At 71.2% G+C, this 24465-nt stretch carries 20 protein-coding genes; 11 read left to right on the top strand and 9 right to left on the bottom strand.

Going from position 1 to position 24465, the window contains the following annotated elements:
• Positions 1-36 precede the first annotated feature (36 nt).
• The 5 genes from ACFYYF_RS05280 (at position 37) to ACFYYF_RS05260 (ending at position 6598) form a co-directional block, all read left to right on the top strand.
• Positions 37-1020: a zinc-binding alcohol dehydrogenase family protein gene (locus tag ACFYYF_RS05280; RefSeq protein ID WP_388771697.1), complete on the top strand. Its 984-nt coding sequence runs from the start codon at positions 37-39 to the stop codon at positions 1018-1020.
• Between the two features lie 69 nt (positions 1021-1089).
• On the top strand, positions 1090-1548 hold the full coding sequence (locus tag ACFYYF_RS05275) for a nucleoside deaminase (RefSeq protein ID WP_388771694.1): 459 nt from the start codon (positions 1090-1092) through the stop codon (positions 1546-1548).
• 286 nt (positions 1549-1834) lie between these two features.
• Positions 1835-2797 carry an isopenicillin N synthase family dioxygenase gene (locus ACFYYF_RS05270; RefSeq protein ID WP_388772935.1) on the top strand — a complete coding sequence of 321 codons (963 nt, stop codon included), beginning with the start codon at positions 1835-1837 and terminating at the stop codon, positions 2795-2797.
• A gap of 136 nt (positions 2798-2933) precedes the next feature.
• Positions 2934-5054, top strand: a complete 2121-nt coding sequence (locus ACFYYF_RS05265; protein WP_388771692.1) for a hypothetical protein — start codon at positions 2934-2936, stop codon at positions 5052-5054.
• Entirely contained in the window at positions 5054-6598 is a 1545-nt protein-coding gene (locus tag ACFYYF_RS05260; protein WP_388771690.1) for an ABC transporter substrate-binding protein, read from the top strand. Before ACFYYF_RS05265 ends, ACFYYF_RS05260 begins: the two co-directional genes overlap by 1 nt.
• Positions 6599-6681: 83 nt before the next feature.
• Here the strand turns inward: ACFYYF_RS05260 and ccsB are convergent, their stop codons facing one another.
• The 7 genes from ccsB to hemL all read right to left on the bottom strand — a co-directional run bounded on the left by ccsB (position 6682) and on the right by hemL (position 14571).
• Complete coding sequence (gene ccsB, locus ACFYYF_RS05255; protein WP_388771687.1) at positions 6682-7803, bottom strand: c-type cytochrome biogenesis protein CcsB; 1122 nt, start codon at positions 7801-7803, stop codon at positions 6682-6684.
• Positions 7800-9626 carry a cytochrome c biogenesis protein ResB gene (locus tag ACFYYF_RS05250; RefSeq protein WP_388771685.1) on the bottom strand — a complete coding sequence of 609 codons (1827 nt, stop codon included), beginning with the start codon at positions 9624-9626 and terminating at the stop codon, positions 7800-7802. The genes ccsB and ACFYYF_RS05250 overlap by 4 nt, the downstream gene beginning before the upstream one ends.
• 3 nt (positions 9627-9629) lie before the next feature.
• A complete protein-coding gene (locus tag ACFYYF_RS05245) occupies positions 9630-10367 on the bottom strand; it encodes a cytochrome c biogenesis protein CcdA (protein WP_361677359.1) in 738 nt (245 codons plus the stop codon).
• Between the two features lie 50 nt (positions 10368-10417).
• On the bottom strand, positions 10418-11035 hold the full coding sequence (locus ACFYYF_RS05240) for a TlpA family protein disulfide reductase (RefSeq protein ID WP_388771682.1): 618 nt from the start codon (positions 11033-11035) through the stop codon (positions 10418-10420).
• Positions 11036-11101: 66 nt separating this feature from the next.
• On the bottom strand, positions 11102-12364 hold the full coding sequence (locus tag ACFYYF_RS05235) for a hypothetical protein (protein WP_388771680.1): 1263 nt from the start codon (positions 12362-12364) through the stop codon (positions 11102-11104).
• Positions 12365-12556: 192 nt separating this feature from the next.
• Entirely contained in the window at positions 12557-13258 is a 702-nt protein-coding gene (locus ACFYYF_RS05230) for a histidine phosphatase family protein (RefSeq protein ID WP_361677166.1), read from the bottom strand.
• Positions 13255-14571 carry a glutamate-1-semialdehyde 2,1-aminomutase gene (gene hemL / locus ACFYYF_RS05225; RefSeq protein WP_365493569.1) on the bottom strand — a complete coding sequence of 439 codons (1317 nt, stop codon included), beginning with the start codon at positions 14569-14571 and terminating at the stop codon, positions 13255-13257. The genes ACFYYF_RS05230 and hemL overlap by 4 nt, the downstream gene beginning before the upstream one ends.
• A gap of 583 nt (positions 14572-15154) precedes the next feature.
• On the opposite strand from hemL, the gene ACFYYF_RS05220 reads away from it, so the two are divergent.
• From ACFYYF_RS05220 to ACFYYF_RS05210, 3 genes are all read left to right on the top strand, one after another.
• The gene (locus tag ACFYYF_RS05220) at positions 15155-15592 is read left to right on the top strand and encodes a hypothetical protein (RefSeq protein ID WP_019061278.1); all 438 of its coding nucleotides are present in this window, start codon (positions 15155-15157) and stop codon (positions 15590-15592) included.
• Positions 15593-16160: 568 nt separating this feature from the next.
• Positions 16161-16769 (top strand): hypothetical protein, encoded by a 609-nt coding sequence (locus tag ACFYYF_RS05215; protein WP_361677171.1) that lies wholly within the window; start codon positions 16161-16163, stop codon positions 16767-16769.
• 488 nt (positions 16770-17257) lie between these two features.
• Positions 17258-17956, top strand: a complete 699-nt coding sequence (locus ACFYYF_RS05210; protein ID WP_388771677.1) for a class F sortase — start codon at positions 17258-17260, stop codon at positions 17954-17956.
• A gap of 25 nt (positions 17957-17981) precedes the next feature.
• Here the strand turns inward: ACFYYF_RS05210 and ACFYYF_RS05205 are convergent, their stop codons facing one another.
• Both ACFYYF_RS05205 and ACFYYF_RS05200 read right to left on the bottom strand, forming a co-directional pair.
• Positions 17982-18374, bottom strand: coding sequence for a hypothetical protein (locus ACFYYF_RS05205; protein ID WP_361677177.1), 393 nt, complete (start codon positions 18372-18374; stop codon positions 17982-17984).
• Positions 18375-18472: 98 nt separating this feature from the next.
• Complete coding sequence (locus ACFYYF_RS05200) at positions 18473-19375, bottom strand: peptidase inhibitor family I36 protein (protein WP_388771674.1); 903 nt, start codon at positions 19373-19375, stop codon at positions 18473-18475.
• A gap of 583 nt (positions 19376-19958) precedes the next feature.
• On the opposite strand from ACFYYF_RS05200, the gene ACFYYF_RS05195 reads away from it, so the two are divergent.
• The 3 genes from ACFYYF_RS05195 (at position 19959) to ACFYYF_RS05185 (ending at position 24303) form a co-directional block, all read left to right on the top strand.
• Complete coding sequence (locus tag ACFYYF_RS05195; protein WP_388771673.1) at positions 19959-21920, top strand: amino acid transporter; 1962 nt, start codon at positions 19959-19961, stop codon at positions 21918-21920.
• A gap of 193 nt (positions 21921-22113) precedes the next feature.
• Positions 22114-22839 carry a response regulator transcription factor gene (locus ACFYYF_RS05190; protein ID WP_388771670.1) on the top strand — a complete coding sequence of 242 codons (726 nt, stop codon included), beginning with the start codon at positions 22114-22116 and terminating at the stop codon, positions 22837-22839.
• Positions 22840-24303 (top strand): sensor histidine kinase, encoded by a 1464-nt coding sequence (locus ACFYYF_RS05185; RefSeq protein ID WP_388771667.1) that lies wholly within the window; start codon positions 22840-22842, stop codon positions 24301-24303.
• Positions 24304-24465 lie beyond the last annotated feature (162 nt).

Here is a 24465-nt window from a genome sequence, read left to right as displayed (position 1 = left end):
GCTTTTCATTGAACAGTCGAGCGCCAGGGGTGTGCCATGCGTACGGTCGAATTCCAGGAGTACGGCGGTCCCGAGGTCCTGCGGGTCGCCGAGGCGAAGGTCCCCGATCCGGGCCCGGGGCAGGTGAGCATCGACGTGGCCTACGCGGGCGTGAACTTCGCCGACCTCAAGGCCAGGTCGGAGGGCTACCGCGTCCCCGCCCTCCCCTTCGTGCCCGGGCTGGAGGTCTCGGGCCGTGTCCGGGCGGTCGGCCCGGACGTGACGGGACTGCGGGTGGGCCAGGAGGTCGCGGCGCTGACGGAGGGCGGGGCGTACGCGGAGGTGACCGTGGCCGACGCCGTGACCGTCTTCCCGCTGCCCGACGGCGTCGGACTGCGCACCGGCGCCACCCTGCCCACCGTCCTGCCCACGGCGTACGCGCTGCTGCACACGGTGGGCCGGCTCCAGTCCGGCGAGAGCGTGCTCGTACAGGGCGCGGCGGGCGGCGTGGGCACGGTGCTGGGCCGGCTCGCGAAGGCGGCCGGGGCCGGCGCCGTGTACGGCGTCGTGTCCAGCGCGCCGAAGGCCGAGTACGCCCTCGGCCACGGCTACGACGAGGTGTTCGTGGGGTCCTTCCGCGACGAGGTGCGCGCGGCGACCGGCGGCCGCGGGGTGGACCTGGTCCTGGACCCGGTCGGCGGCGAGACCCTGCGCGCCGGCCTCGCCTCCCTCGCCCCCTTCGGCCGGCTGGTCTCCTTCGGCAACGCGAGCTCCGCGGAGCCCTGGACGGTGGGCCAGCCGGAGCTCTACCCGACCGGCCTGTCGGTCTCCGGATTCTCGATCCTGGGCCTCGCGAAGACGGCCCCGGCCGCCCTCCGCGCCATCGCCTCCCGCGCGTTCGAGACGGTGGCCGACGGCACGGTGACCCTCCCGGTCACGGCGGAGTTCCCCCTGGAATCGGCCGAGAAGGCCCACACCCTGATGGGCTCCCGCACCAGCACAGGCAAACTCCTGCTCCGCGTGACCGGTCCCGAGGTGTAGATCAGTGCTTCCCCGCGCCGCCCTCGTGTTCGGGCGACGGGAGAGGGGGGTGCGGGGGACAGTGGAGGCATGCAGCGTATCGAAGTGGCACAGGCCCGTGTGTGGCTCGGCACGGCTCTGGAGGAGGCGCGGGCCGGGCTCGCCGAGGGCGGTATCCCCATCGGGGCCGCGCTGTTCGGCACGGACGGCACCCTGCTCGGCCGCGGCCACAACCGCCGCGTCCAGGACGGCGACCCCTCGGCGCACGGCGAGACGGCCGCCTTCCGGGACGCCGGGCGGCAGCGGTCGTACCGCGGCACGACCATGGTGACCACCCTGTCGCCGTGCTGGTACTGCAGCGGGCTCGTCCGGCAGTTCGGGATCTCCCGGGTGGTCGTCGGCGAGGCGGCCACCTTCCACGGCGGCCACGACTGGCTCGCCGAGCACGGCGTGCAGATCGTGCTGCTCGACGACCCCGAGTGCATCGCGCTGATGCGCGACTTCATCGAGAAGAACCCGGCCCTGTGGAACGAGGACATCGGTGACTGACCCGACGAACACCCCCAGGACGACGGCCGATACGACCGGACCCACACACCTGGCGCCCCCCGGTACCCTCGGTCTTTCCGGGGGTCCGGCGGCCACCGGCTCCCCCGAGGCCAGCTCCTCACACCCGGCGGCCACCGGCTCCCCCGAGGCCAGCTCCTCACGCCCGGCGGCCACCGGCCTCCCTGTGGCCGGCTCCCCGCACCCGGTGGGTTCCGGCACCCCCGGCGCCGACTCCTCACACCCGGCGGCCACCGGCACCCCCGATGTCGCCGGTTCCGCCGGCCCGGTGGCCTCCGGCGTCCCCACCGTCGATCTCGGTCCCTGGCTCTCCGGGGATCCGGGTGCCCGTGACGCGCTCGCGCGGACCGTCGACGACGCCCTGCGGACGGCCGGATTCCTGCTCGTCACCGGGCACGGGGTGGACCCGGAGCTGCGCCGGCGCGTGCGGGAGGCGGCGCGTGCCTTCTTCGTGCTGCCCGCCGCGGTCAAGCAGCCGTACGCCGCCAAGGTCGGCGGGCGCGGCTGGCTCGGGCCCGGCGCCGAGGCCAACGGCTACGCGGAGGGCACCGAGACCCCGCCGGACCTCAAGGAGTCGCTGACGTTCGCGACGCACGAGCCGTTCGAGGACCCGGAGACCGACGCGCAGTGGTACGCGCCGAACGTCTGGCCCGCCGAGGCCCCGGAACTGCGGGCGCTCTGCGAGGAGTACCTGGAGCGGATGGCCCACCTGGAGAACCTGCTCCTCGAACTGCTCGGCCGGGCCCTCGGCCTCGAACCGGACTTCTTCACCCGCCACATGGACCATCCCACGTACGGCTTCAACATCAACTGGTACCCGGGCACGGAGGTCGTCGGCGAGCCACTGCCGGGCCAGTTCCGCATCGGCCCGCACACCGACTTCGGCACCGTCACCATCCTCGACCGGCAGGCGGGCAAGGGCGGTCTCCAGGTCTTCACGGACACGGACGGCTGGCAGGACGCACCCTTCGACCCGGCGGCGCTGACGGTCAACATCGGTGATCTCATGGCCCGCTGGACCGGGGACCGGTGGCGCTCGGGCCGGCACCGGGTGCTCCCGCCGCCGGCCGACGCACCCGCCGAGGAGCTGATCTCGCTCGTGTACTTCGGCGAGTGCACACCGGGAACGCTGGTCGAGTCGGTGCCCGCCCCCGTCGGCCGCGTCGCGTACGCACCGGTGGACTCCCACACCTATCTCCGCGAGAAGCTCGACTCGATCACTGTCGGTTGAACAGCCGAACGTTTTCGTAACTGAACAGACATCGGGCGCCCTATCCCGAACCAACTCCCCCTTCTTAAACTGTTGTTGATACACCTCACAGCAGCACAAACGGAATGGACCGGACCGCGGACCAGGGGGAGATGCGGTGCACACAGGGCTGCACGGCCGGGGGGCGCTCTTCGACACCGATCCGCCCGGACTCGCGTCACGACTGGTCGGCCTGCGCCCGCACCAGCTCCGCGCCACACCGTACGAACACCCCGCCGAGCCGCCCTTCGTGGTGTTCACGGGCGGCCGGGGACTGGGCAAGACCGCCGTGCTCCTGGCCCTGCGCGAGGCCTACCGCGGACACACGCCCGTCGCCCTGATCGACGGCGAGGAACGGCAGTTCGGCGCACCGCCCCCGGACCGACCGGCCGAATCCTGGTCCCCGGTGGGGCAGGCGCTCACCACGGCCGCCGAACAGCTCGCCGAACCGGTCAAGGGCGCCGGCCGCATCGGCTTCCCGCGGCTGTCGTCCGGACTGCTGGCCGTGGCGGCGGGCGGCTGGAGCGACCGCGACGTGCCCCGCATCCGGCAGGAGGCGGGGCGCATCCTGCTGCTGAGCGAGACGGAGTCCTGGCTGTCGGGGTTCGCCGGGCGCTGGGTGAGCAAGGTGATCTCCAAGCTCGTCGCGTCGATGAGCGGGACCGGCCCGGTGGTGGAACCCATCATCGAGGCGACCCTGGAAGCCTTCACGGAAGGCGTCTCCCCGGCCCACCGCCGGCTGCGCAGGGCCGCCACCTGGTACCGCGACTACCCGAACGCGGGCGGCAGCCCCAAGCTCGCGCTGATCCTGCTCTCCCGGCACTTCCGGGCGGGCGGCGACTCCCGCAGACACGCCGAACGCCACCTCGTACGGGCCCTGCTGGCCGACCTGGACGACGCCTACGCGGGCGTCGTCCAGCGCTCCCACCGGCGCGGACGCCCGGTCCTGCTGATCGACAACGTCCAGGAGCCCGCGGGTCTCGGCCTCCTGGAGCCGGTCCTGCGCGACCGCGCCGACGGCATCAAGGACCACGCCGTGTTCTTCGCCGCGCTACGGGGCCACGCGCATCCGGCGCTGCGCAACGCGGGCCGCCTCGCGCTGCCCGAGACCGCCCGGGCCACCGGCTGGCGGCCAGGCACGTCCCCGTCCTCGCGGGCCCTGCTCGTCCCGCTGCCGCCGCTGACCCCCGACGACACCCTGCACATCATGGACACCGCGTCCGGCGGGTCCGGCGCCGGACCCGCCGCCCCGGCCGCCGTGCCCGCCCAACTCCCGCACGCCACGCACCGGCTGACGGGCGGCAGCCCGCTCGGCATCACCCTGCTGGCCGCCTCGGTCCGGCAGAACCTGCCCGAAGGCGCCGACTCGCTCGGCACCCTGCTCACCGCCGACATCGCCCCGCACGAGGACCAGGCGGGCCGCCCCGCCTATCAGGAACTCCTCGGCCGACTCGTCCCCGGCGGCCGGCTCGACGAGCTGACCGTGCTGGCCGCGGCCCACGACCGCGACTCGGCCTGCTCGCTCGCCCAGTCGCGGCTGCCCGAGGACTTCGGCGCCTCCGGCGTCCTCGACCTGGAGGAACGGCTCGCGTCGGAAGGGTGGGCGACCGCGGCCGGACAGTTCGTCGGCGACCCGTTCCTGCGCGCGCTCCTCCTGCTCAGGCTGCACCACGACGACACCGACCACGGGCGGTGGCGGGCGGTGCACCGCGCCCTCGTCGACCACTACCAGGACCTGGGCGAGACGTCCCCGGCCGACAGCGACCGCTACCGGCTGCACCACGAACTCGCCCTCGGCAAAGCGGACTTCGCGGTCGCCCATCTGCGGGACACCTTCCCCCGCTCCGACACCCGCGACTGGCTCTCCGCACTGCTCTTCATCGCCTCCGCGCCCTACTACCACGCCCACGATCCGGACGGCCGCGACTTCGAGGGCCCCGACCACCGCGCCTCCGTCGCCCTCGGCCGCACCGACGCCGCACACCGGCCGCCGTACGGCGTGGACGCCGTACTGCACCTGCGGGTACGGCGGTTGCTGCACGCTGTGTGGCAGCTCACCGACCCCCTGGTACTGCCGGACCCCAGGGTGGCCGAGCGGCTGCGCTTCGAACTGGAACAGCTCTCGAACCTGCGCCCCGCGGGCAACGCCCTGCTGTGGCGGGCCTCGCGGGACTGGCCCTCGGACGCCCTGGCCGGCCGGCCGCTGCGCGTCCCGGACGACGAGGACGGAGGACGGTGATGGCGCGCTTATGGGTGTGGCTGCGCGAGGACATCTGGGAGATTCGTTTCCGCAGGTATGTCGCGCTGACGCTCGCGGCCGCCCTCGTGGGCCTCGGCGTGTGGGGCGGCATGACGGCGGCGAAGGTCGACCGCTCCTGCGCGCCCGGGGTCGTCCAGCCGAAGGACGGCGACGAGTGCGTCGGCGTCTCCTCGACGGCGTACGCCTTCGGGCGGGCGCGCTTCACCGAGACCGTCCGGGCCATCAACCGCGAGAACCACCGTCTGGCTCCCGGCAGTTACGTCACCGTCGCGCTGCTCGAACCCTTCACGGCGACCGACGCCGACAACCTCGCCGACGTCCTTCACGAGCTCCAGGGCGCCTATCTGGCGCAGTACCAGGCCAATCACGACACCACCGGGCTGAAGCCGAAGATCCGGCTCGTGCTCGCCAACCCCGGTGCCACCGGGGCCTCCTGGCGTCACACAGTCGACCAGCTCGACCGGATGACCGAGGGCCCGGACCGGCTGCGCGCGGTGACCGGGGTCGGGCTGAGCACCGACAACAACAAGAAGGCGGTCGCGGAACTCACCCGGCGGGGCATCCCGGTGATAGGGAGTTCGATCACCGCCGACAGCCTCGCCAACGGACAGGACGGCAAGGACCCCTTCCCGGGGCTCGCCCGGGTCTCCCCCACCAACACCGACGAGGCACGCGCCCTCGCCTCCTTCGCCAAGGTGTCGGCCGCCAACGCCTTCCTCGTCTACGACCGGACCGGCGACCCCTACACACGCACGCTCCAGTCGTCGTTCGAGAAGATGCTCAAGGGCGCGCGCTACGAGGCCCAGCCGTTCACCCCGCCCGCCGACCGCAGCAAGGAGGGAAGCACCGCCAACGTCTTCGCGCAGATCGCCAACATCCTGTGCAACACGCCGAAGGCCACGAACACCGTCCTGTTCGCCGGCCGGCACACCCAGTTGCGGCAGTTCATCAACGCGCTGGGCGCCCGGGGCTGCTCCGACCGCCGCTTCACCGTGCTCACCGGCGACGAGGGCTCGTACCTCGCGGGCGACAAGGACCTCGACCCGGCCGCCCTGAAGGACCCGCTGCTGACCGTGCGCTACACGGCGCTCGCCCATCCGGACGCCTGGCCGAAGGACGGCGCGCGGACCGGCGGCAGCGCGGCCGACGCGAAGGTGCTCCAGCGGCTGCTGACCGACGCCGCGCGGGAGCCGGTCGGCCCCATCGGCCAGGTCTCCCTCGACGACGGCCAGTTGATCATCGCGTACGACGCGATGCGGCTCGCCGTGCGCGGTGTCCGGGGCGCCTCACCGACCGGGCGGATTCCCGCGCTCGCGGACGTCGGCCTCCAGTGGCCCCAGGTCAAGGGCGCGCAGCTCCGGGTGAACGGGGCGAGCGGGTGGATCTGTCTCGACGCCCACGGGAACCCGTACGACAAGGCCGTGCCGATCGTGGAACTCACCCACGACAGCCGCGCCCGTTTCGTGAGGATCGCCTGGCCGGACGGGAAACCGCCCGCGGCGCAGTGCCTGCCGCCGTCCTAGGGCGATCGTCGACCGCGCGCCCATGGAAAAGGCCGGCCGCCGTGACAGGGGTCACGGGGGCCGGCCTTCGTCTGTGGGGAGGGTCAGACTCCCGCGTAGGAGTGCTTGCCGCTGACGAAGATGTTCACGCCGTAGTAGTTGAACAGCCAGCAGGCGAAGGCGATCAGGGCGATGTAGGCGGCCTTGCGGCCCTTCCAGCCGGCCGTGGCACGCGCGTGCAGGTGGCAGGCGTAGGCGACCCAGGTGATGAACGCCCAGGTCTCCTTCGGGTCCCAGCCCCAGTAGCGGCCCCAGGCGTCGCCCGCCCAGATCGCGCCCGCGATGATCGTGAAGGTCCACAGCGGGAAGACGGCGGCGTTCACCCGGTAGGAGAACTTGTCGAGCGAGGCCGAGGCGGGCAGCCGCTCCATGACGGAGGTGGCGAACCGGCCGGGCGTCCCGCCCTTGACGAGCTTGTTCTCGTACGAGTCCTTGAAGAGGTAGAGGATCGTGCCGACGGCGCCCACGTAGAAGACGGCGCCGCACAGGATCGCGGTCGAGACGTGGATGTACAGCCAGTACGAGTGCAGCGCGGGGACCAGCTGGTCGCTCGCGGTGTACAGGACGGTGACCGCGAGGCCGAGGTCGAGCAGGACCGAGGTGATCAGCGGGAGGCCGAGCCAGCGGACGTTCTTCTTCAGCGCGAGCAGGAGCAGGAAGACCCCGACGGCGACGGTGGAGAAGGTGATGTTGAACTCGTACATGTTGCCCCACGGGGCCCGCCGCACCGACAGGGCGCGGGCGAGCACACCGGCCGCCTCGACGCCCCAGGCCAGCACGCTGAGGGACACCGCGATGCGCCCGTAGAGGTCGCCCTGCTCGTCCCCGCCGTGCGCGCCGGGTCCGTCGGGCACGTCCCGCGAGCCCGTCGCGGACCGGGTGACGACCTTCGGCCGCTCCAGCACGGAGGTCCCGCCGGCCTTCCGCACGGTGACTTCGGGAGCCGCCGCGGCCGCCTTCTCGCCGTCCGCGGTGAGCGCGTCGGCGGTGCGGGCGACCTTGCTGCGGCTGCCGAACAGCCACTCGGCGATGAAGGCGAAGAAGGCCAGGGTGTAGACGGCCATCGCGGAGTAGATCAGCGTGTTGCTGATGTTGGCGAGGTGTTCGTTGGTCGCGGTGGCCAGTTCGGTCACGGCGCCCAGGTCGTGTGCGGTGGCGAGCGTCACTGCTTCTCGGCCCCTTCGGCGGCGGGTACGGGGGATTCGGCGTCGGCGTCGGTGGGTGCCGCGTCTTCGTCGGGCTTGGTGGGTGCCTGTTCGTGCACGAGCGCGGCCAGGTCGCCGAGCTCTTCCGGCAGTTTCGCGGACTCGCTGCGGCCGAGTCCGGCCATCTCGACGACGGTGACACCGTCGTCGCCGGCGGTCGCCCGCACCCAGACACGGCGGCGCTGGATGAACAGCGAACCGGCGAGTCCGAGGATCGCGGCGAACGCCCCGGCCAGCGCCCAGTCACTGCCGGGCTGCTGGGTGACCTGGAAGTTCGCCCACTCCTTGATGTCCTTGTCGAAGGTGATCGAACCGGCGCCGTCCGGCAGGGTCATCGTCTCGCCGGGCAGCAGCCGCGCCTTGAGGATCCCGCCCTTGGCGTCCTTGAACTGCTTCATGTGGGACGTGTCGAGCTGGTACACGTTCTGCGGGAGGCCGGCGTCGACCCCGAGGCTGCCGTGGAAACCGTTCAGCGCGAGCACGGGATAGTCGAGCGCGGGGAACTGGGAGAACATGGTGCCCTTGCCCGCCCCGGCGAAGGTCGGCACGAAGACGCCGGAGAAGCCGAGCTGTTCGGTCGTGCCCTGGGCGTTCTTGTAGCCGTCCATGACCTTGATCGCGCCGACCGAGGTGACGTTCCCGTCCTGCGGCAGCATGGGCACCGCGTCGTGGAAGACGACCTTGCCCTTGCCGTCGCGGACGGTCACCGTGGGCGCGTAGCCGTGGGCGGTCAGATAGACCTTCGTGTCGTCGATCACGAGCGGCTCGTTGACCTTGACGAGCGCCTTGCGCTCCTTGCCGTAGGCGCCCTCGCTGTAGGTGATCGCCGCCTGGTACGTACGGGGCGTGCCCTTGTTGGGGCCGGACCGCTCGTAGGTGCCGGTGAAGTTCTTCAGGTCGAAGCTGAACGGCGTCAGGTCGTCGGTGCTGAAGAGGTTGCCGGACTTGAAGTCGTCGTAGGACAGCAGCGTGTTGGAGAAGCCGTCGCCCTCGACGATCAGCTTGTCGCCCTCGGACTTGAAGAGCTGGCCCCAGGCGAAGGCGACGAGCATCACGATCAGCGCGAGGTGGAAGAGCAGGTTGCCGGTCTCGCGGAGGTAGCCCTTCTCGGCGGCGACGGCGTCCTTGTCGACGTGCGCCCGGAACCGCTTGTCCTTGAGCACCTTCAGGGCGATCTCGCGGACCTGCTCGGGCTCGGCCGCGGTGCGCCAGGTCGTGTACGCGGGCAGCCGGGTCAGCCGCCGGGGGGCGCCCGGCGGACGGCCGCGCAGCTGTCCGACGAACTGCCAGGTGCGGGGCACGATGCAGCCGATGAGCGAGACGAACAGCAGGATGTAGATCGCGGAGAACCACACCGAGCTGTACACGTGGAACAGGCCGAGCCGGTCGTAGAGCGGGCCGAGCACACTGTGCGCGTCCTTGAACTGCTGCACCTTCGCGGCGTCGGTGCCGGACTGCGGGATCAGCGAGCCCGGGATGGCGCCGAGCGACAGCAGGAAGAGCAGGATCAGCGCGACCCGCATCGACGTGAGCTGGCGCCAGATCCAGCGGACCCAGCCGGTGACCTCACGGCCGGTCCAGGCGATCCATCCCAGGGCGCCGGGGGTGCGCGCGCCGCCGAAGGAGCCGGGCATCGCCGTCTCCACGGGCGCGGTGGACAGCTGCGCCCCGGCCTCGCCGATCTCGCGGGCGTCCAGCGTCTCCGGGGAGGCCGGAACGTCCTCGCCGGCCGGCTCCCCGGCGCCGGCCGGGCCGGTCGTCTTGCCGGTGTCAGTGCTGCTCATGCGTCAGATCCCTACCGTGAAGCCGTCGGACCAGGTCTGCATCTGCTGCACGATGCCGTCCCAGGCACCGGTCAGCAGGAGAAGGCCGGTCACGATCATCATTCCGCCGCCGATCCGCATCACCCAGGTGTAGTGACGCTTCACCCAGCCGAACGCGCCGAGCGCCTTGCGGAAGGCGACCGCGGCGAGCACGAAGGGCACCCCCAGGCCGAGGCAGTAGGCGACCGTCAGTATGGCCCCGCGTCCGGCGCTCGCCTGGTCCATGGAGAGCATGTTCACCGAGGTGAGTGTCGGTCCCAGGCACGGCGTCCAGCCGATGCCGAAGAGCGCGCCCAGTATCGGTGCGCCCGCGAGTCCGGTCACCGGCCGCCGGTGGAAGCGGAACTCGCGCTGGGTGAGCCAGGGCATCAGCCCCATGAAGAACACGCCCAGCGCGATCATCAGCGCGCCGAGGATCTTGCTGAGGGTGCCGTTGTACTCGTGCAGCGTCGAGCCGAAGTATCCGAACAGCGCGCCGCCGGAGACGAACACGGCGGTGAAGCCGAGCACGAACAGACTGGCGCCCGCGACCATCCGTCCCCGTCGGGCGTCCGCCAGGTCGGTGCCGCTGACGCCGGTGACGTACGACAGATAGCCGGGAACCAGCGGCAGGACGCACGGCGAGAAGAAGGAGACGAGTCCGCCGAGCACGGCGATGGGCAGCGCGAGCAGCAGCGCGCCGCTGTAGACCGTGGTGTTCATGTCGGTCGAGGCGGCGAGCTGCGTGGATGTCTGGAGCAGGGACACGTCGGTCACTTCTCCGCGAGAACGGGGTCGAGCATCTCGCGCAGCTTGTCCTCGCTGAGCGCCTGCAGCGTGCGGGCCGCGATCTTCCCGTCCCGGTCGATGATGATCGTGGAGGGGATCGTCTGCGGGTTGAGCGTGCCCTTCTTGAAGCGGAGCATCAGCTTGCCCGTCGGGTCGTACAGGCTGGGGTACGGGACGCCCTGCGCCTTCTCGAAGGCCCTGGCCGGGGAGGTGCTGGGGTCACGGGTGTTGATGCCGACGAACTGCACGCCCTGGGCGGCGGTGTCCTTGGCGACCTTGACGAGGTTCGGCGTCTCGGCGCGGCACGGCGGGCACCAGGATCCCCACACGTTGAGGACGACGACCTTGCCCTTGTAGTCCGCGACGTCGAGCTGCTTGCCGTCGATGGTCTCGCCCGAGAGGTCGGGGGCGGCGTCCCTCGACCCCTTGGCGACGGTGGAGATGCCGTCCTTGCCGGGGACGAAGTTGCTGTTGTCCCCGCCACCGGAGGTGCCGCCGGCTCCGCACGCGGACAGCACGAGCGCGGCGACGGCGGCCCCCGCGGCGTAAAGGGCGGCGCGGGGGCGGTTCGGGCGCTGGTCTGCGCGGCAGGCGGCACTCATGTGAAAAGTTTCGCATGCCCGTTTCGGGGATCTTCCGCACCCCCCTTGCGGGTGGAAACCCGCATTTCAGGCGGCCTGCGCCCGAAGGTAGCGGTGCCAGCCGCCGACGGGCTCCTCGGCCACGTCCATGGCCTGGAGTTTCGCCAGCACGTCGGGCCGCTGGACGTCGAGCCAGTCCACGAACTGCCGGAAGGAGACGATGCGCACGTCGGCGCCGTCCTGCTTCTGCCGGGCGATGTGCGTGAAGACGTGCTCGACGGCGTCCATGTAGATGCCGCCGTTCCACTCCTCGAAGTGGTTGCCGATGAAGAACGGCGCCCGGTTCGTCTCGAAGGCCCGCTTGAATCCCGCCACGTACGACGCGGACGCCTGGGTGCGCCAGCCCGGGTAGTTGTACGAGGGGGCCCGGGTGGTGGCGATCGACTGGTTGGCCAGGATGTTGTAGTCCATCGAGAGGACCTCGAAGCGGTGCCCCGGGAAGGGCATGGCCTGCAGGGGCAGGTCCCACAGGCCGCCCTTCTTCTGCGGCCAGCGCTGGACGCCGCCGGGCGAGGAGGCGTCGTAGCGCCAGCCGAGCTCCCTGGCGGTGGGCAGCAGGCTGTTCTGGCCGAGCAGGCACGGGGTGCGGGCGCCGATGAGCTCCTTCTCGTAGTCGAAGGGCAGCGGGGGCAGGTCGGTCCAGCCCGTGTTGGTGCGCCACTCGGTGACGAAGGACTTGGCCTGCTCGATCTCGCTGGCCCACTGCCGGGCCGTCCAGTTGCCGACCGAGCCGGAGCCGCCGCAGAAGTGGCCGTTGAAGTGGGTGCCGATCTCGTGGCCGTCGAGCCAGGCCTGCCGGATCAGCTTCAGGGTGGAGCGGACGTGGTCGTCGCTCAGGTACCCGATGTCCGAGGCTCCGCGCGGGTTGTTCGGCGGGTCGTAGAGGCGCTTCTTCGACTCGGGCAGCACGTACAGGCCGGAGAGGAAGAACGTCATGTGCGCGTCGTTCTGGCGGGCGAGCCGGAGGAAGCGGTCGAAGAGGCCGGTGCCGACCTCGCCGGCTCCGTCCCAGGAGAAGACCACGAACTGCGGCGGGGTCTCGCCGGGTTCCAGCGGCACGGGAGCCCCCGGCTGGCGCGGCTGCTTGCCGGTGTAGGCGGTGGAGCCGTCACCGATGAGGCGCACGGCCGGCTTCTTCGGGGCGCCCGGCCGCCCGGTGCCCGCCGTGGCGGAGGCGTCGGGATGCCTCGCGGCGTCCTTGCCCGACGTGGTGCCGCACGCGGCAAGTCCGAGCGCGGTCGCGGCACCCGCACCGAGGCCGATCATTCCCCTTCGGCTGACGTCCCGCATACGGTCCTCTTTTCATCGCACCCTCTCAGCTGACTTTCAGCTGGCATCCCATGAGAGGGCACGATGAAGTCCGAGGTTCCGCTTAACGCGCGGTGATTTATATGATTTTACGAAGATACGCTCATTTGGTCCGGGTTTTGGATGCGCCCGCCGGCCCCCGGGCGTCGGCCCCCGGGCGCCGGACCGCGCGCATCAGGCCCCGAACGCCTTGCTCTTGCCCGGCACCGGCTTGGCGCCCGCCAGGAGATGAGCCGGCACCAGATCGCGCGCGGGCTCGGTGTAGCCCACCGACACGATCTTGTCGCCGCGGTAGGTGAACGTCGTCAGCGACGCCAGGGTGCACTGCCGCTTGCGCGGGTCGTGCCACAGCCGCCGCTTCTCCGCGTAGCTGCGGACGATCCAGATCGGCAGCTGATGACTCACCAGCACCGCCTCGTGGCCGCGCGCGGCGTCCTTGGCGGCGTCCAGCGCACCCATCATGCGGACGACCTGGTCCACGTACGGCTCGCCCCAGGACGGCTTGAAGGGGTTGACCAGGTGCTTCCAGTTCTCCGGCCGCCGCAGCGCGCCGTCCCCGACGCCGAAGGTCTTGCCCTGGAAGACGTTGTCGGCCTCGATGAGCCGCCCGTCGGTCGCCAGATCGAGCCCGTGGGCCTTCGCGATCGGCGTGGCCGTCTCCTGCGCCCGCTCCAGCGGCGAGGCCACGACATGCGTGACATCGCGCGTGCTGAGGTGCTCGGCCACCCGGTCGGCCATCTGCCGTCCCAGCTCGGACAGGTGATATCCGGGCAGCCGCCCGTAGAGCACCCCGTCCGGGTTGGCGACCTCGCCGTGCCGCATCAGATGAACGACCGTGATGTCGCCCGCGCCGTTCGTACCGGTGGTCTCGCTCATGCCGTGGCCTCCGCCGCTGCCCGTGCCGCCGCCGGAAGGGCGTCGGCGATCCTCTGAACCGCCCGGTCGTCATGGGCCGTCGACACGAACCACGACTCGAAGGACGACGGCGGCAGGTAGACACCCTGCGCCAGCATCGAGTGGAAGAACGCGGTGTAGCGGAAGGACTCCTGTCCCTTCGCGTCCTCGTAGTCGCGCACCTCGCGTCCCGTGAAGAACACGGAGAACATGTTGGAGGCGCTCTGCAGACGGTGGGTCACACCCTCCTTGGCGAGCGCCTCGCTCACCAGCGTCCGGATCCGCTCCGACACCGCGTCGATCGTGTCGTACGCGGCCTGGTCGAGCAGCCGCAGCTGCGCGAGCCCGGCGGCCGTGGCGACGGGATTGCCCGAGAGCGTGCCCGCCTGGTACACCGGCCCGGCCGGCGCGAGGTGCGCCATCACGTCCGCGCGGCCACCGAACGCGGCGGCCGGGAAGCCGCCGCCCATCACCTTGCCGAACGTCATCAGGTCGGGACGCACGCCGTCGATCCCGTACCAGCCGGCCCTGCTCGTGCGGAAGCCGGTCATGACCTCGTCGGAGATGAACAGGGCGCCGTTCTTCGCGCAGGCGTCCTTGAGGCCCTGGTTGAAGCCGGGCGCCGGCGGCACCACACCCATGTTGCCGGGCGAGGCCTCGGTGATCACACAGGCGATCTCACCGGGGTGCGCGTGGAACGCGGCCTGCACGGCCTCGAGGTCGTTGTAGGGCAGGACGATGGTGTCGGCGGCCTGGGCACCGGTGACGCCGGGCGTGTCGGGCAGCGCGAAGGTCGCGACCCCGCTGCCCGCCGCGGCCAGCAGCGAGTCCACGTGGCCGTGGTAGCAGCCGGCGAACTTGATCACCTTCGTACGCCGGGTGAACCCGCGGGCGAGCCGGATGGCCGACATGGTGGCCTCGGTGCCGCTGGAGACGAGCCGGACCTGCTCGACGGGCTCGACACGGGCGACGATCTCCTCGGCGAGGGCCACCTCCCCCTCACCGGGCGTGCCGAAGGACGTACCGCGCGCGACGGCCTCCTGAACGGCGGCGACCACCTCGGGGCGGGAGTGCCCGAGGATCATCGGACCCCAGGAGCAGACGAGGTCGACGTACTCACGGCCGTCGGCGTCGGTCAGATACGGACCGGTACCGGACACCATGAACCGGGGCGTACCGCCCACGGCGCGGAAGGCGCGCACCGGAGAATTCACGCCACCTGGTGTGACGGCCGACGCACGGTCGAACAGCGACTGCGAGGCTGGGGCTTCGTAGGGATAAGGCAGTTCGGTCATGACCTGCGACGTCTCCGACTCCGGGGGGCTAGTGACCTCCTCAGGGTAGGCCAGGGGCCCCGGTGGACCGCGCGGGGAAGAGCGGGGGCGCCGTGAACGCAGCGACCCGGCCCGACGTACGGCTCCACAGAGAATGATCCCGGCCATCGCCGGGCCGGTGTGACGGAGCCCGGGACGACAACCGGGTCCCTTCCCCCGGCCATCTGCGAAACTGGGAGCACGAACGGACAGCTCACATGAACGACGGTGTTCAGGGGCCGCGAAGATCCCGCGGACAGGTGTTTCGGCGTACGTTTCGCCGTGCGACCGTGGGGGAGGTCACTGTCACGATGATCGGGTTGCGTGGCGGGGGTCGCGCGACTTAGAAAAGCAGTCGGGTGGAGATATGCATCGCGGTGGCGGACTGGGCGAGGGGACCGATGACCTCAACCCTCGGCGTGCCCGGCGGGGGAAACACCGACGTGAGGCGGAGGAAGCGGCGGCCGGCAGAGCCGGCCAGGTACAGGGCTCGCAGGGTGACCCCGACGAGCGGATCGATCGCGCGGTCGAGCGACTGCGGGCGGAGAGCGGGAATGGTGGCCGAGTGGGGGTGACGTACAAATATTTCGGCGCGCCGGACGGCGCCACGGCCGCCAGGGTCCCGATCTCGATGCGCCCCGAGGAACTCGGCGGCGACGAACTCGGCATGAACGGCATGTTCACCAAGATCAAGCCGGAGACGATGGCCGCGATGGTCCTCACCGGCATAGAAGGCGTCCCCCTGAACAAGGTGCCGCCGCTGGAGCTCGTCGTCCTGCACCCCGACTACGCCGTGGTCAAACTTCCGATGACCGTCGTCGACCCGCTGCGCGGCATAGGCGAGGAGGCCGTGGGCGCGGCCGCCTTCATCTGGTCCACCGTCCCGGACCGCGGCGGCCCGCGCGACGCGTTCAACGTCTACCAGCTCCTGCACGAGTGGCAGGACTTCTCCCACCGCCTGCACGAGGCGGGGCATCAGCCGTACTGCCTGGTGTGGCCCTGATCCAGATCCAGATCCAGGGGCCCTGAGGCAACGGGCGGGGTTTGCGAACCCCGCCTTTCTCATGCCTGGACGACGATCCCGGGCGACGGCCCTGGGTGACGGCCCGAGTGTGGGCCCTGAGTGACGGCCCTGGGTGATGCCGTGCACGGCAGTCCTGCGGCCCTGGGTGACGGCCCTGGATGACGGCTCCGGAAGACGATCCCGGGCGGTCGCCCGCTCCCCGCCTTCATCAGGACAAGAGCCTTCAGGGCAAAGGGATCTGACGGTCAGGACCCCGCACGGCTCATCGGGCGGAGCAGACGTGTCACCGCCGATCGGGTCATCCGACAAACCCCCCGCATGGCGGCTCCGTCCCGCGGCGGGCACGACGAATCGGCAGGTCAGACAGGTCGGACCGTCGGCGGGCAGGCATCGGAGTGACCGCCGGACGGGGGCCCAGCCGCGGTCCGGGCGCACTTCCCAAGTGGTGGGCCGCGCACTTCGGCTTGACGGTGGATCACGTCGCACCGGGTTTTTGCCTGCTGACAAGAGGTCAGCTCGGCCCGGTTCTGACGGAAGGACTCCGACAATGCGATCTGCCCGCATGCTCCTGGCCGCCGCGACGGCCACCGCCGCCCTCGCCATCGGCGCCCCCGGCGCGTTCGCCGGTGACTGGGACCACAGCGACTCCTCCTCCTCTTCCTCCTCCAGCAAGGAAGACTCCGGCTACGGCAAGGAGCACGAGGACTCCGGCAAGGAAGACTCCGGCTACGGCGCCGAGCACGGCAAGGACAGCGAGAGCGAGCACGGCAAGCCCAGCTGGCACCACCAGAAGCCGGAGGGCGGCGTGCACACCGGCGGCGGTGCGCTGACCCTCAAGACGGACGACTCCTCGAAGGGTGACAAGAAGTACGACCCGGAGACCTACAAGGACAAGGACTCCTCGAGCTCCGACAGCGGCAGCTCCTGGGGCTCCGGCACGGAGAAGGGCTCGGGCTCGTGGGACTCGAGCAGCAAGGGCTCGTGGGACTCGGGCAGCAAGGAGGAGGGCGGCCGGCCGCACGGCGGTGTCCACACCGGTGGCGGCGGTCTCGCCACGTCGTCCGGTGTCACCGCGGGCGGAGTGGGCGTCCTGGGCCTCGCGGCCGCGGGCGTGTACATGCTGCGCCGTAGGAGCACGAACGGTGGTGTGGCCTGACCATGCCTGACGACATAGCGGTCCGGGCCGCCACCCCCCTCACCCTGTGGCGGCCCGGCCGGTCCCTCCCCCGGCCGACCGGCTTGCCGTGCCGGTTGTCCTGCCCGTCCCGCCGGTTGTCCTACTCGTCCCGCCGGCCGTCCTGATCGCCCCACCGGCAGTTCCTGTTCGTCCCGTCGGCCGTCGTGCCCGTCCCGTCGGCTCTCGTCGCTCGCCCCACCGGCCGTCCTGATCGCCCCACCGGTCGTCCTGCTCGTCCCGCCGTCCGTCCTGCTTGTCGTGTCGGCCGTCCGGCTCGTCCCGTCGACCGTCCTGCTCGTCGTGTCGCCGGCCCTTCGCCGGCCCCGCTTCCGTCCCCGGTGTTGCCCGTCCCGCTTCCGGTGGCTGTCTGAACGATCCCGCTGAACTTGCTTCCGTCAACCGTCCCGCTGTCCCCGGCACTCCCGCCCAGTCCGCTCCGCTGCCCCGATCCGATGAGGTGGTACCCGATGGCAGCCCGGTTGTCCTCTCCAGCCGAGACCCCGCCCACGTCACCCGCGCGGACCTTCCGACGCCGTGCGACGTGGGTCGTGTGGTGCGCCGGCATCGCGGTCCTGCTGGCCACGAACGTGCTCCACCGCCAGGACGAGTCGTCCGGCCCCTCCCCCACCACTCCCGCCGCGGCGGCCCCCCGGCACGTGCACGCGCCCGGGTCCTCGGCCTCCCCCTCGAACGACCGGCCGGCCGCGAAGCATCTCCCGCGGGCCGAGCCGATCCGGCTGCGCATCCCGAAGATCTCGGTGGACGCGCCCTTCACCGAGCTCACCCTCGACACCACGGGCAAGCTCCAGCCGCCGCCCCCGGACGACACGAACCTGGTGGGCTGGTACGCCAAGGGCGTCTCCCCCGGCGAGGTGGGGACGGCGATCATCGCCGGGCACGTCGACACGAAGACCTCCGCCGCCGTGTTCGCGGGTCTCGGAGACCTGAAGAAGGGCGACAAGTTCAGCGTCGAGCGGTCCGACGGCCGGACGGCGTCGTTCGTCGTCGACAGCGCGGAGACCTACGCGAAGGACGCCTTCCCCGACGACAAGGTGTACGCCGACACCCCCGACGCCGAGGTCCGCCTCATCACCTGCGCCGGCACCTACGACCGTGCCGTCAAGGACTACACCGACAACCTGGTGGTCTTCGCCCACCTCGTCTGAGGGGCTAGCAGGACGAGCGGTCCGGCTATCGCGTCACCAGCGAGTCGCCGTAGACGTTGTAGACGGTCACCGAGACCTCCTTGCCGTCGCCCTTCGCGTAGGCGCGGTAGGCGGCGGCGACCTTCTCGGCCCTGCCGATCGCGTCGTCCTCGGCCCCGATGTCGGTGGAGATCAGAGCATGGCCGTCGGTACGTTCCTGGATGCGCTCGACGTCCTCGGTGACCCGCGCGAGGCTGTGGGCCCTGCCGTAGTCGCGCAGCGCCTTCGCGTTGGACTTCATGTCCGCGCTGTCGCCGGTCGCGGGGAACTTCTCGGGGATGGCCGACTCCTTGGGGGCCTCGCTGGTGCAGGCCGTGGCCAGCAGGCACACGGCGAGGACGGGGAGGGCCACGAAAGCGGCGGCACGGCGGATGATCACGATCGTCTCCTAGTGGGGGGAGGACGGCGGGGGCCCGGTCGGGGCCTCCGCCGTCGGACGTGGGACGTCAGGTCAGGTCATAGCTCGATGGCGTCGACTCAGTACTTGATGGCGTCGACCTTGTCGTTCCAGTTGCCACCACCCGAGAGCCAGGGGTAGTCGTAGCCCTTGAAGTTCTTGTAGAGGGAATACCCGGCGCCCAGGAACAGGTGGGGATCAGGCTGTCCGGTGCGGATGTCGTAGCACTCGACACCGCGCTGCGGGCGGTTGACGTACGCGCTCGACGTCTTGTCCCGGAAGCCCCACTCGGACAGGTGCCGGGTCTTGGCGGTGTCGTGGGTCGGGAACTTCAGCATGCGGCCCTTGTAGCCGGCGTCCGCCCACAGGCAGACGTTGCCCGCGGGGCAGGCCGTGTACAGCTTGGAGATGATGCCGGAGCCGGGGCCTGCAGGTTCCGGCTGATCGGGGGCCGGCGTGGTGCTGCCGCCGTCGCCGGTGGCGTCGTCGGTGTAGTCGTCGCCGGTGCCGTCGCCGGTGTCACCGTCGGCGGGAGCCGCGGCCGGACGGGCCGCGGCGGCCATCGCCGTCTTCTTGCCCTTCGCGGTCTTCGTGGCGCTCGCGCTCGTGCTCGTGCTGGTGCTGGTGCTGGTGCTCGGCGAAGCGTGCGCCGCGTCGGCCGCGTCGCGGTTGGAGTCCTCGACGGAGTCCCAGCACTTGGCCTCGCCCGTGTCCGGGTCCTCGCCGCAGACCTGGGCTCCCTGCCAGCCCTCGGCGAGATTGATCTTCTTGCCGTTGTAGTCGGCGATGACGCCCCCGCGCGCCTCGTCGTCCGCGGCGACGGCCTTGTGCAGCCGGGTCTCCTCGTCCGGAGACAGCAGGCCGGAGACCGGCCTCTTCCCGGCGGACGGCGCGGTGCCGTGGCCGAGGGTGCCGGCGGTGGCCGGCGTGGACATGAGAGCCGCGGTCACGGCGGCTATCCCGACATAGATCATTTTGTGCATGCCGTGACTATATGGTCATGTACATGGCGCAATTTTCCGAAAGGGCCACAAAGTCGAGTGATCATCCTCACTTCGGGCATTCGGCACCTCATCGGACATCGGGTCGGCGACCGAACCGGCCTCCGTCACTCCCCGTCACTCCCGCAAGACGAGCCGACGAGGCGTCAGGTCACCGCGAGGGGATGTGAGTTGGGTCACCGAGCGCGGTGGGTCCGCGGCGGCGGGACCGCTCCGCCGCCGTTTCGGACCGCACCCCTCGCCCACGCACCCCTCGCCCCGGCACCCCTCACGCAGCCCGTCCCCACCCCCGCGCATCCATCCCTCACCCACCAGATCCGGCCACTTTCGGCGGACATCCGGGAGGCGGGACCTGCCGAGCCCTGAGCCGATGGACACCTGAACGGGCGACGAACACCGCTCTCTCGGCGCTCCCGTGATGCGCGACCGGCCGGTCTTAACGCAAGCTTGACGCCCGAGGCCCCTTCACGCTCAGGCCTCGGGATCACTCTCTGCATACGCTGATGGGCGCCGTCTCCTCGATGGCCGGAACCGTTCGACGAGACGTACGTCAGGAGAGTCACCGATGGCCAGCACCGAGCCCGCCCCGCCGAGCCGCTTGCGGGCGTGGATGCTGGAAGGCCTGTCCGACATGGGCAAGGGCAAGGGCCGTCAGCTGCCCCGCCCGGCCACCGAGCCCGCGCCCGTGCACAAGGGACAGCGCTGGTGGCGCGTCATGTGCCTGACCGGCGTCGACTACTTCTCCACGCTCGGCTACCAGCCCGGCATCGCCGCCCTCGCGGCCGGACTCCTCTCCCCCGTCGCGACCATCGTGCTCGTCATCGTCACCCTGGCGGGAGCCCTGCCCGTCTACCGCCGGGTCGCGGAGGAGAGCCCGCACGGCGAGGGCTCCATCGCGATGCTGGAACGCCTGCTCTCCTTCTGGAAGGGCAAGCTGTTCGTCCTCACCCTGCTCGGCTTCGCCGCCACCGACTTCCTGATCACCATCACCCTCTCGGCGGCCGACGCCTCCACCCACCTGGTGGAGAACCCCCACCTGAACAGCGCCCTGCACGACAAGCAGATGGTGATCACCCTGTTCCTGGTGGCCCTGCTGGGCGCGGTCTTCCTCAAGGGCTTCCTGGAGGCGATCGGCGTCGCCGTCGTCCTCGTGGGCATCTACCTCGGGCTCAACGTCGTGGTCGCCGTGGCGGGAGTCTGGGAGGTCATCACCCACGAGCACCTCGTCACCGACTGGACCACCGCGCTGACCGCCGAACACGGCAACGTCCTGGCCATGATCGGCGTGTCCCTGCTGGTCTTCCCGAAGCTCGCGCTCGGCCTCTCCGGTTTCGAGACCGGCGTCGCGGTCATGCCGCACGTCGAGGGCGAACCGTCCGACACCGAGGAGAAGCCCGCCGGGCGCATCCGCGACACCAAGAAGCTCCTGACCACCGCCGCCGTGATCATGAGCGTCTTCCTGATCGTCACCAGCTTCATCACCACCGTGCTGATCCCGGAGAAGGAGTTCGAGCCGGGCGGCCAGGCCAACGGCCGCGCCCTCGCCTACCTGGCCCACGAATACCTCGGCAACGCCTTCGGCACGGTCTACGACGTCTCCACCATCTGCATCCTCTGGTTCGCCGGCGCCTCCGCCATGGCCGGGCTGCTCAACCTCATGCCGCGCTATCTCCCGCGCTACGGCATGGCCCCGCACTGGGCCCGCGCCGTCCGCCCCATGGTCATCGTCTTCACCCTGGTCGCGTTCCTGGTCACCTGGATCTTCGACGCCGACGTCGACGCCCAGGGCGGCGCGTACGCGACCGGTGTCCTCGTCCTGATCAGCTCCGCCGCCATCGCCGTCACCATCGCCGCCCGCAAGGCCCGCCAGAAGCACTGGACCATCGCGTTCGCGGTCATCTCGGTCGTCTTCCTCTACACGACCGTCGTCAACATCATCGAGCGCCCCGACGGCGTGAAGATCGGCGCCTGCTTCATCGCCGGCATCATGCTCGTCTCCTTCCTCTCCCGGCTCGCCCGTGCCTTCGAGCTGCGGGTGACCAGCGTGACCCTGGACGACATGGCCGAGCGGTTCGCCCGGGACATCGCGAGCCGGCGGATCCGCTTCATCGCCAACGAGCCCGACAAGCGCGACATCACCGAGTACCGCGAGAAGATCGAGCAGATCCGCGCCGACCACGACCTCCCGCCCCAGGAGGACTTCGTCTTCCTGGAGGTCACCGTGGGCGACCCCTCGGAGTTCGAGTCCGTCATGAACGTACGCGGCGAGGTCATGCACGGCCGCTACCGCGTCCTCACCCTGGAGTCCGCCTCCATCCCCAACGCCCTCGCCGCCCTGCTCCTCTACGTCCGCGACACCACCGGCGGCATCCCGCACATCTACTTCGAGTGGACCGAGGGCAGCCCGTTCACCAACTTCCTGCGCTTCTTCCTCTTCGGCCAGGGCGAGGTCGCCCCCGTCACCCGGGAGGTCCTGCGCGAGGCCGAACCCGACCGCTCACGCCGGCCGCGGGTGCACGTCGGCTGACACCTCCGGTCGGGCCCTGCGGAGCTCCGTGGGGCCCGATGGGGCCCCGGTGGGGTTCGGAGGGGGCGGAGGGCCCGGGGAACCTTTCCGGGCCCGTCCGACACACCGGAGAGCGGTGAGAGGCCGGTAAGAAGGCCCGCCCCGGACCCGCTCACCAGGTCGCACGGCGCCGACGGCTTGGCAGACTGGTCGAGTGCCCCAGAACGTACTGCTCGCCGAGGACGACCGCGCCATCCGCCACGCCCTGGAAAGGGCACTGACACTGGAGGGCTACACGGTGACCGCCGTGGCCGACGGGGTGGAGGCGCTGGCCCAGGCCCACCGCACCCCGCCGGACGTCCTCGTCCTCGACGTCATGATGCCCGGCATCGACGGCCTCCAGGTGTGCCGCGTGCTGCGCGCCGAGGGCGACCGCACCCCGATCCTGATGCTCACCGCGCTCGTCGAGACCGCCGACCGCATCGCCGGCCTCGACGCCGGCGCCGACGACTACGTCGTCAAGCCCTTCGACGTCGAGGAGGTCTTCGCCCGGCTCCGCGCGCTGCTGCGCCGCACCGGGAACGGCTCCTTCGACGAGGACACCACGGCCCCCGCCCCCCGGGAACCCCGGACGTCCGGGGCGCAGGTCTCCGCGGCCGGACTGCGCATGGACATCCAGGCCCGCCGGGCCTGGCGCGGCCGGCGCGAGCTGGAGCTGACCCGCACCGAGTTCGAACTCCTCGAACTGCTCGTCCGCAACGCGGGCATCGTCCTCGACCACTCCACGATCTACGACCGGATCTGGGGCTACGACTTCGGGCCCGGCTCCAAGAACCTCGCCGTCTACGTGGGCTACCTGCGGCGCAAGCTCGACGAGCCGGGCGCTCCGGCGCTGATCCACACCGTGCGGGGCGTGGGGTACGTCCTGAGGGAGGACTGAGTGCGACGACGGCTGCGGCAGGTGTCCTCGCTGCGGGCCACGTTCACCGTGTCCTTCGCGGCCGTCGCCGCCGCCGTCACGGTCCTCGTCGGGTTCCTGAGCTACGACGCCGCCGCGCGGCTGGTGCGGGTCGACCAGCAGACCGTCTTCGCCGAGCTGGTGCAGGACCTGCGCGACCAGGTCCGTGAACACCCCCTGCGCACAGGCGACTTCGCCTCCTCGGACACGGAACACGACGGGCCCCTGGAGGACATCATCCGGCCCAGCCGCACCGACGTGCAGGTGCTCGGGCCGGGCGGCTCGGTCGTCGACCACGGCGTGCCGCCGCTGCCCGTGAACGGCCGCGACCGGGCGGTCGCCGACGACGCCACGTCGGGCGGGCTGGTCGAGCACAAGGACGTGGACGTAGGCGGTGACCGCTACCGGCTCGCGACCGTCTCCCTCGGTGGCGGGCGGGGTGCGGTGCAGGTCGCCCAGCAGTTCAGCGACACCGAGGACCTGCTCCGGGAGCTCCAGCAGCGGACCGTACTGCTCGTCGGGGCCGTCGTGATCGCCGCGGGTCTGTTCGGCTGGTGGCTGGCCCGGCGCATCACCCGGCGCCTGGTGCGGCTCGCGGGGGCGGCCGAGGACGTGGCGCGCACCGGTCGTCTCGGCATCCAGGTGCCGGTCACCGGATACGACGAAGTGGCCCGGCTCGGGCGCTCCTTCGACCGGATGCTCGGCCGGCTCGCCCAGTCCGAGGAGGACCAGCGGCGCCTGGTCCAGGACGCGGGGCACGAGCTCCGTACGCCGTTGACCTCCCTGCGGACGAACATCTCGATGCTGCGCCGGATCGACGAGCTGCCGCCCGACGCCCGTGAGGAACTGGTCGCCGATCTGGCGCTGGAGTCCCGGGAGCTGACCGACCTCGTCAACGAGCTGGTGGCCCTCGCGGCCGGTCAGTCGGACACCGAGCCCGTGCGGCGGCTCGACCTCGCCGAACTCGCCGAGGACGTCGCGGTCGTCGCGCGCCGCCGTACCGGGCGGGACATCACCGTCCGGGCCACCGGTGACGCCTCGGTCGACGGCCGCCCAACCGCGCTGCAGCGGGCCGTCTCCAACCTCGTGGAGAACGCGACCAAGTTCGACCGGTCCGGAACGGCGCCGATCGAGGTCGTGGTGACGGGCCGGACCCCGGCGGACCCCGCGAGCCCCGAGAACTCGTCCGGCTCCGGCGGCCGTCCCCAACCCGTACGGGTCGAGGTGCTGGACCGGGGTCCCGGCATCGGCGACGAGGACCTCGCCCGCGTCTTCGACCGCTTCTACCGAACCGCCGACGCCCGGAGCCTGCCGGGCTCGGGGCTCGGCCTGTCGATCGTCCGCGAGGTCTCCACGGCCCACGGAGGCACCCCGTTCGCCCATCCCCGGCCGGGCGGCGGCACGGTGATCGGCTTCACGGTGGAAGGCACACCGGCACCGGACTGACGCCCGCGCGGGTGCGGTCCGGCGGGCGGCTCGGGGCCGTCACCGGTGGACGTCGCGGGTTCCGCCGGTGGGTGGGTCGGGGCCGTCACCGGTGGACGTCGCGGGCTCCGCCGGTGGGCGGGTCAGGGCCGTCACCGGTGGACGTCGCGGGTTCCGCCGGTG

This window comes from Streptomyces sp. NPDC001914 (assembly GCF_042891215.1).
Taxonomy (GTDB): domain Bacteria; phylum Actinomycetota; class Actinomycetes; order Streptomycetales; family Streptomycetaceae; genus Streptomyces.
The sequence above is the reverse complement of the archived record's forward strand: the minus strand, read 5'-3'. Positions and strand labels throughout refer to the sequence as shown.

Bases quoted from the DNA above. Each gene is read 5' to 3' on its own strand.
- ACFYYF_RS05245 (WP_361677359.1), bottom strand. From the start codon at position 10,367: ATGAACACCACGGTCTACAGCGGCGCGCTGCTGCTCGCGCTGCCCATC.
- ACFYYF_RS05200 (WP_388771674.1), bottom strand. From the start codon at position 19,375: ATGCACAAAATGATCTATGTCGGGATAGCCGCCGTGACCGCGGCTCTC.
- ACFYYF_RS05215 (WP_361677171.1), top strand. From the start codon at position 16,161: ATGCGATCTGCCCGCATGCTCCTGGCCGCCGCGACGGCCACCGCCGCC.
- ACFYYF_RS05280 (WP_388771697.1), top strand. From the start codon at position 37: ATGCGTACGGTCGAATTCCAGGAGTACGGCGGTCCCGAGGTCCTGCGG.
- ACFYYF_RS05260 (WP_388771690.1), top strand. From the start codon at position 5,054: ATGGCGCGCTTATGGGTGTGGCTGCGCGAGGACATCTGGGAGATTCGT.
- ACFYYF_RS05240 (WP_388771682.1), bottom strand. From the start codon at position 11,035: ATGAGTGCCGCCTGCCGCGCAGACCAGCGCCCGAACCGCCCCCGCGCC.
- ACFYYF_RS05235 (WP_388771680.1), bottom strand. From the start codon at position 12,364: ATGCGGGACGTCAGCCGAAGGGGAATGATCGGCCTCGGTGCGGGTGCC.
- ACFYYF_RS05250 (WP_388771685.1), bottom strand. From the start codon at position 9,626: ATGAGCAGCACTGACACCGGCAAGACGACCGGCCCGGCCGGCGCCGGG.
- ACFYYF_RS05210 (WP_388771677.1), top strand. From the start codon at position 17,258: ATGGCAGCCCGGTTGTCCTCTCCAGCCGAGACCCCGCCCACGTCACCC.
- hemL (WP_365493569.1), bottom strand. From the start codon at position 14,571: ATGACCGAACTGCCTTATCCCTACGAAGCCCCAGCCTCGCAGTCGCTG.
- ACFYYF_RS05275 (WP_388771694.1), top strand. From the start codon at position 1,090: ATGCAGCGTATCGAAGTGGCACAGGCCCGTGTGTGGCTCGGCACGGCT.
- ACFYYF_RS05195 (WP_388771673.1), top strand. From the start codon at position 19,959: ATGGCCAGCACCGAGCCCGCCCCGCCGAGCCGCTTGCGGGCGTGGATG.
- ACFYYF_RS05230 (WP_361677166.1), bottom strand. From the start codon at position 13,258: ATGAGCGAGACCACCGGTACGAACGGCGCGGGCGACATCACGGTCGTT.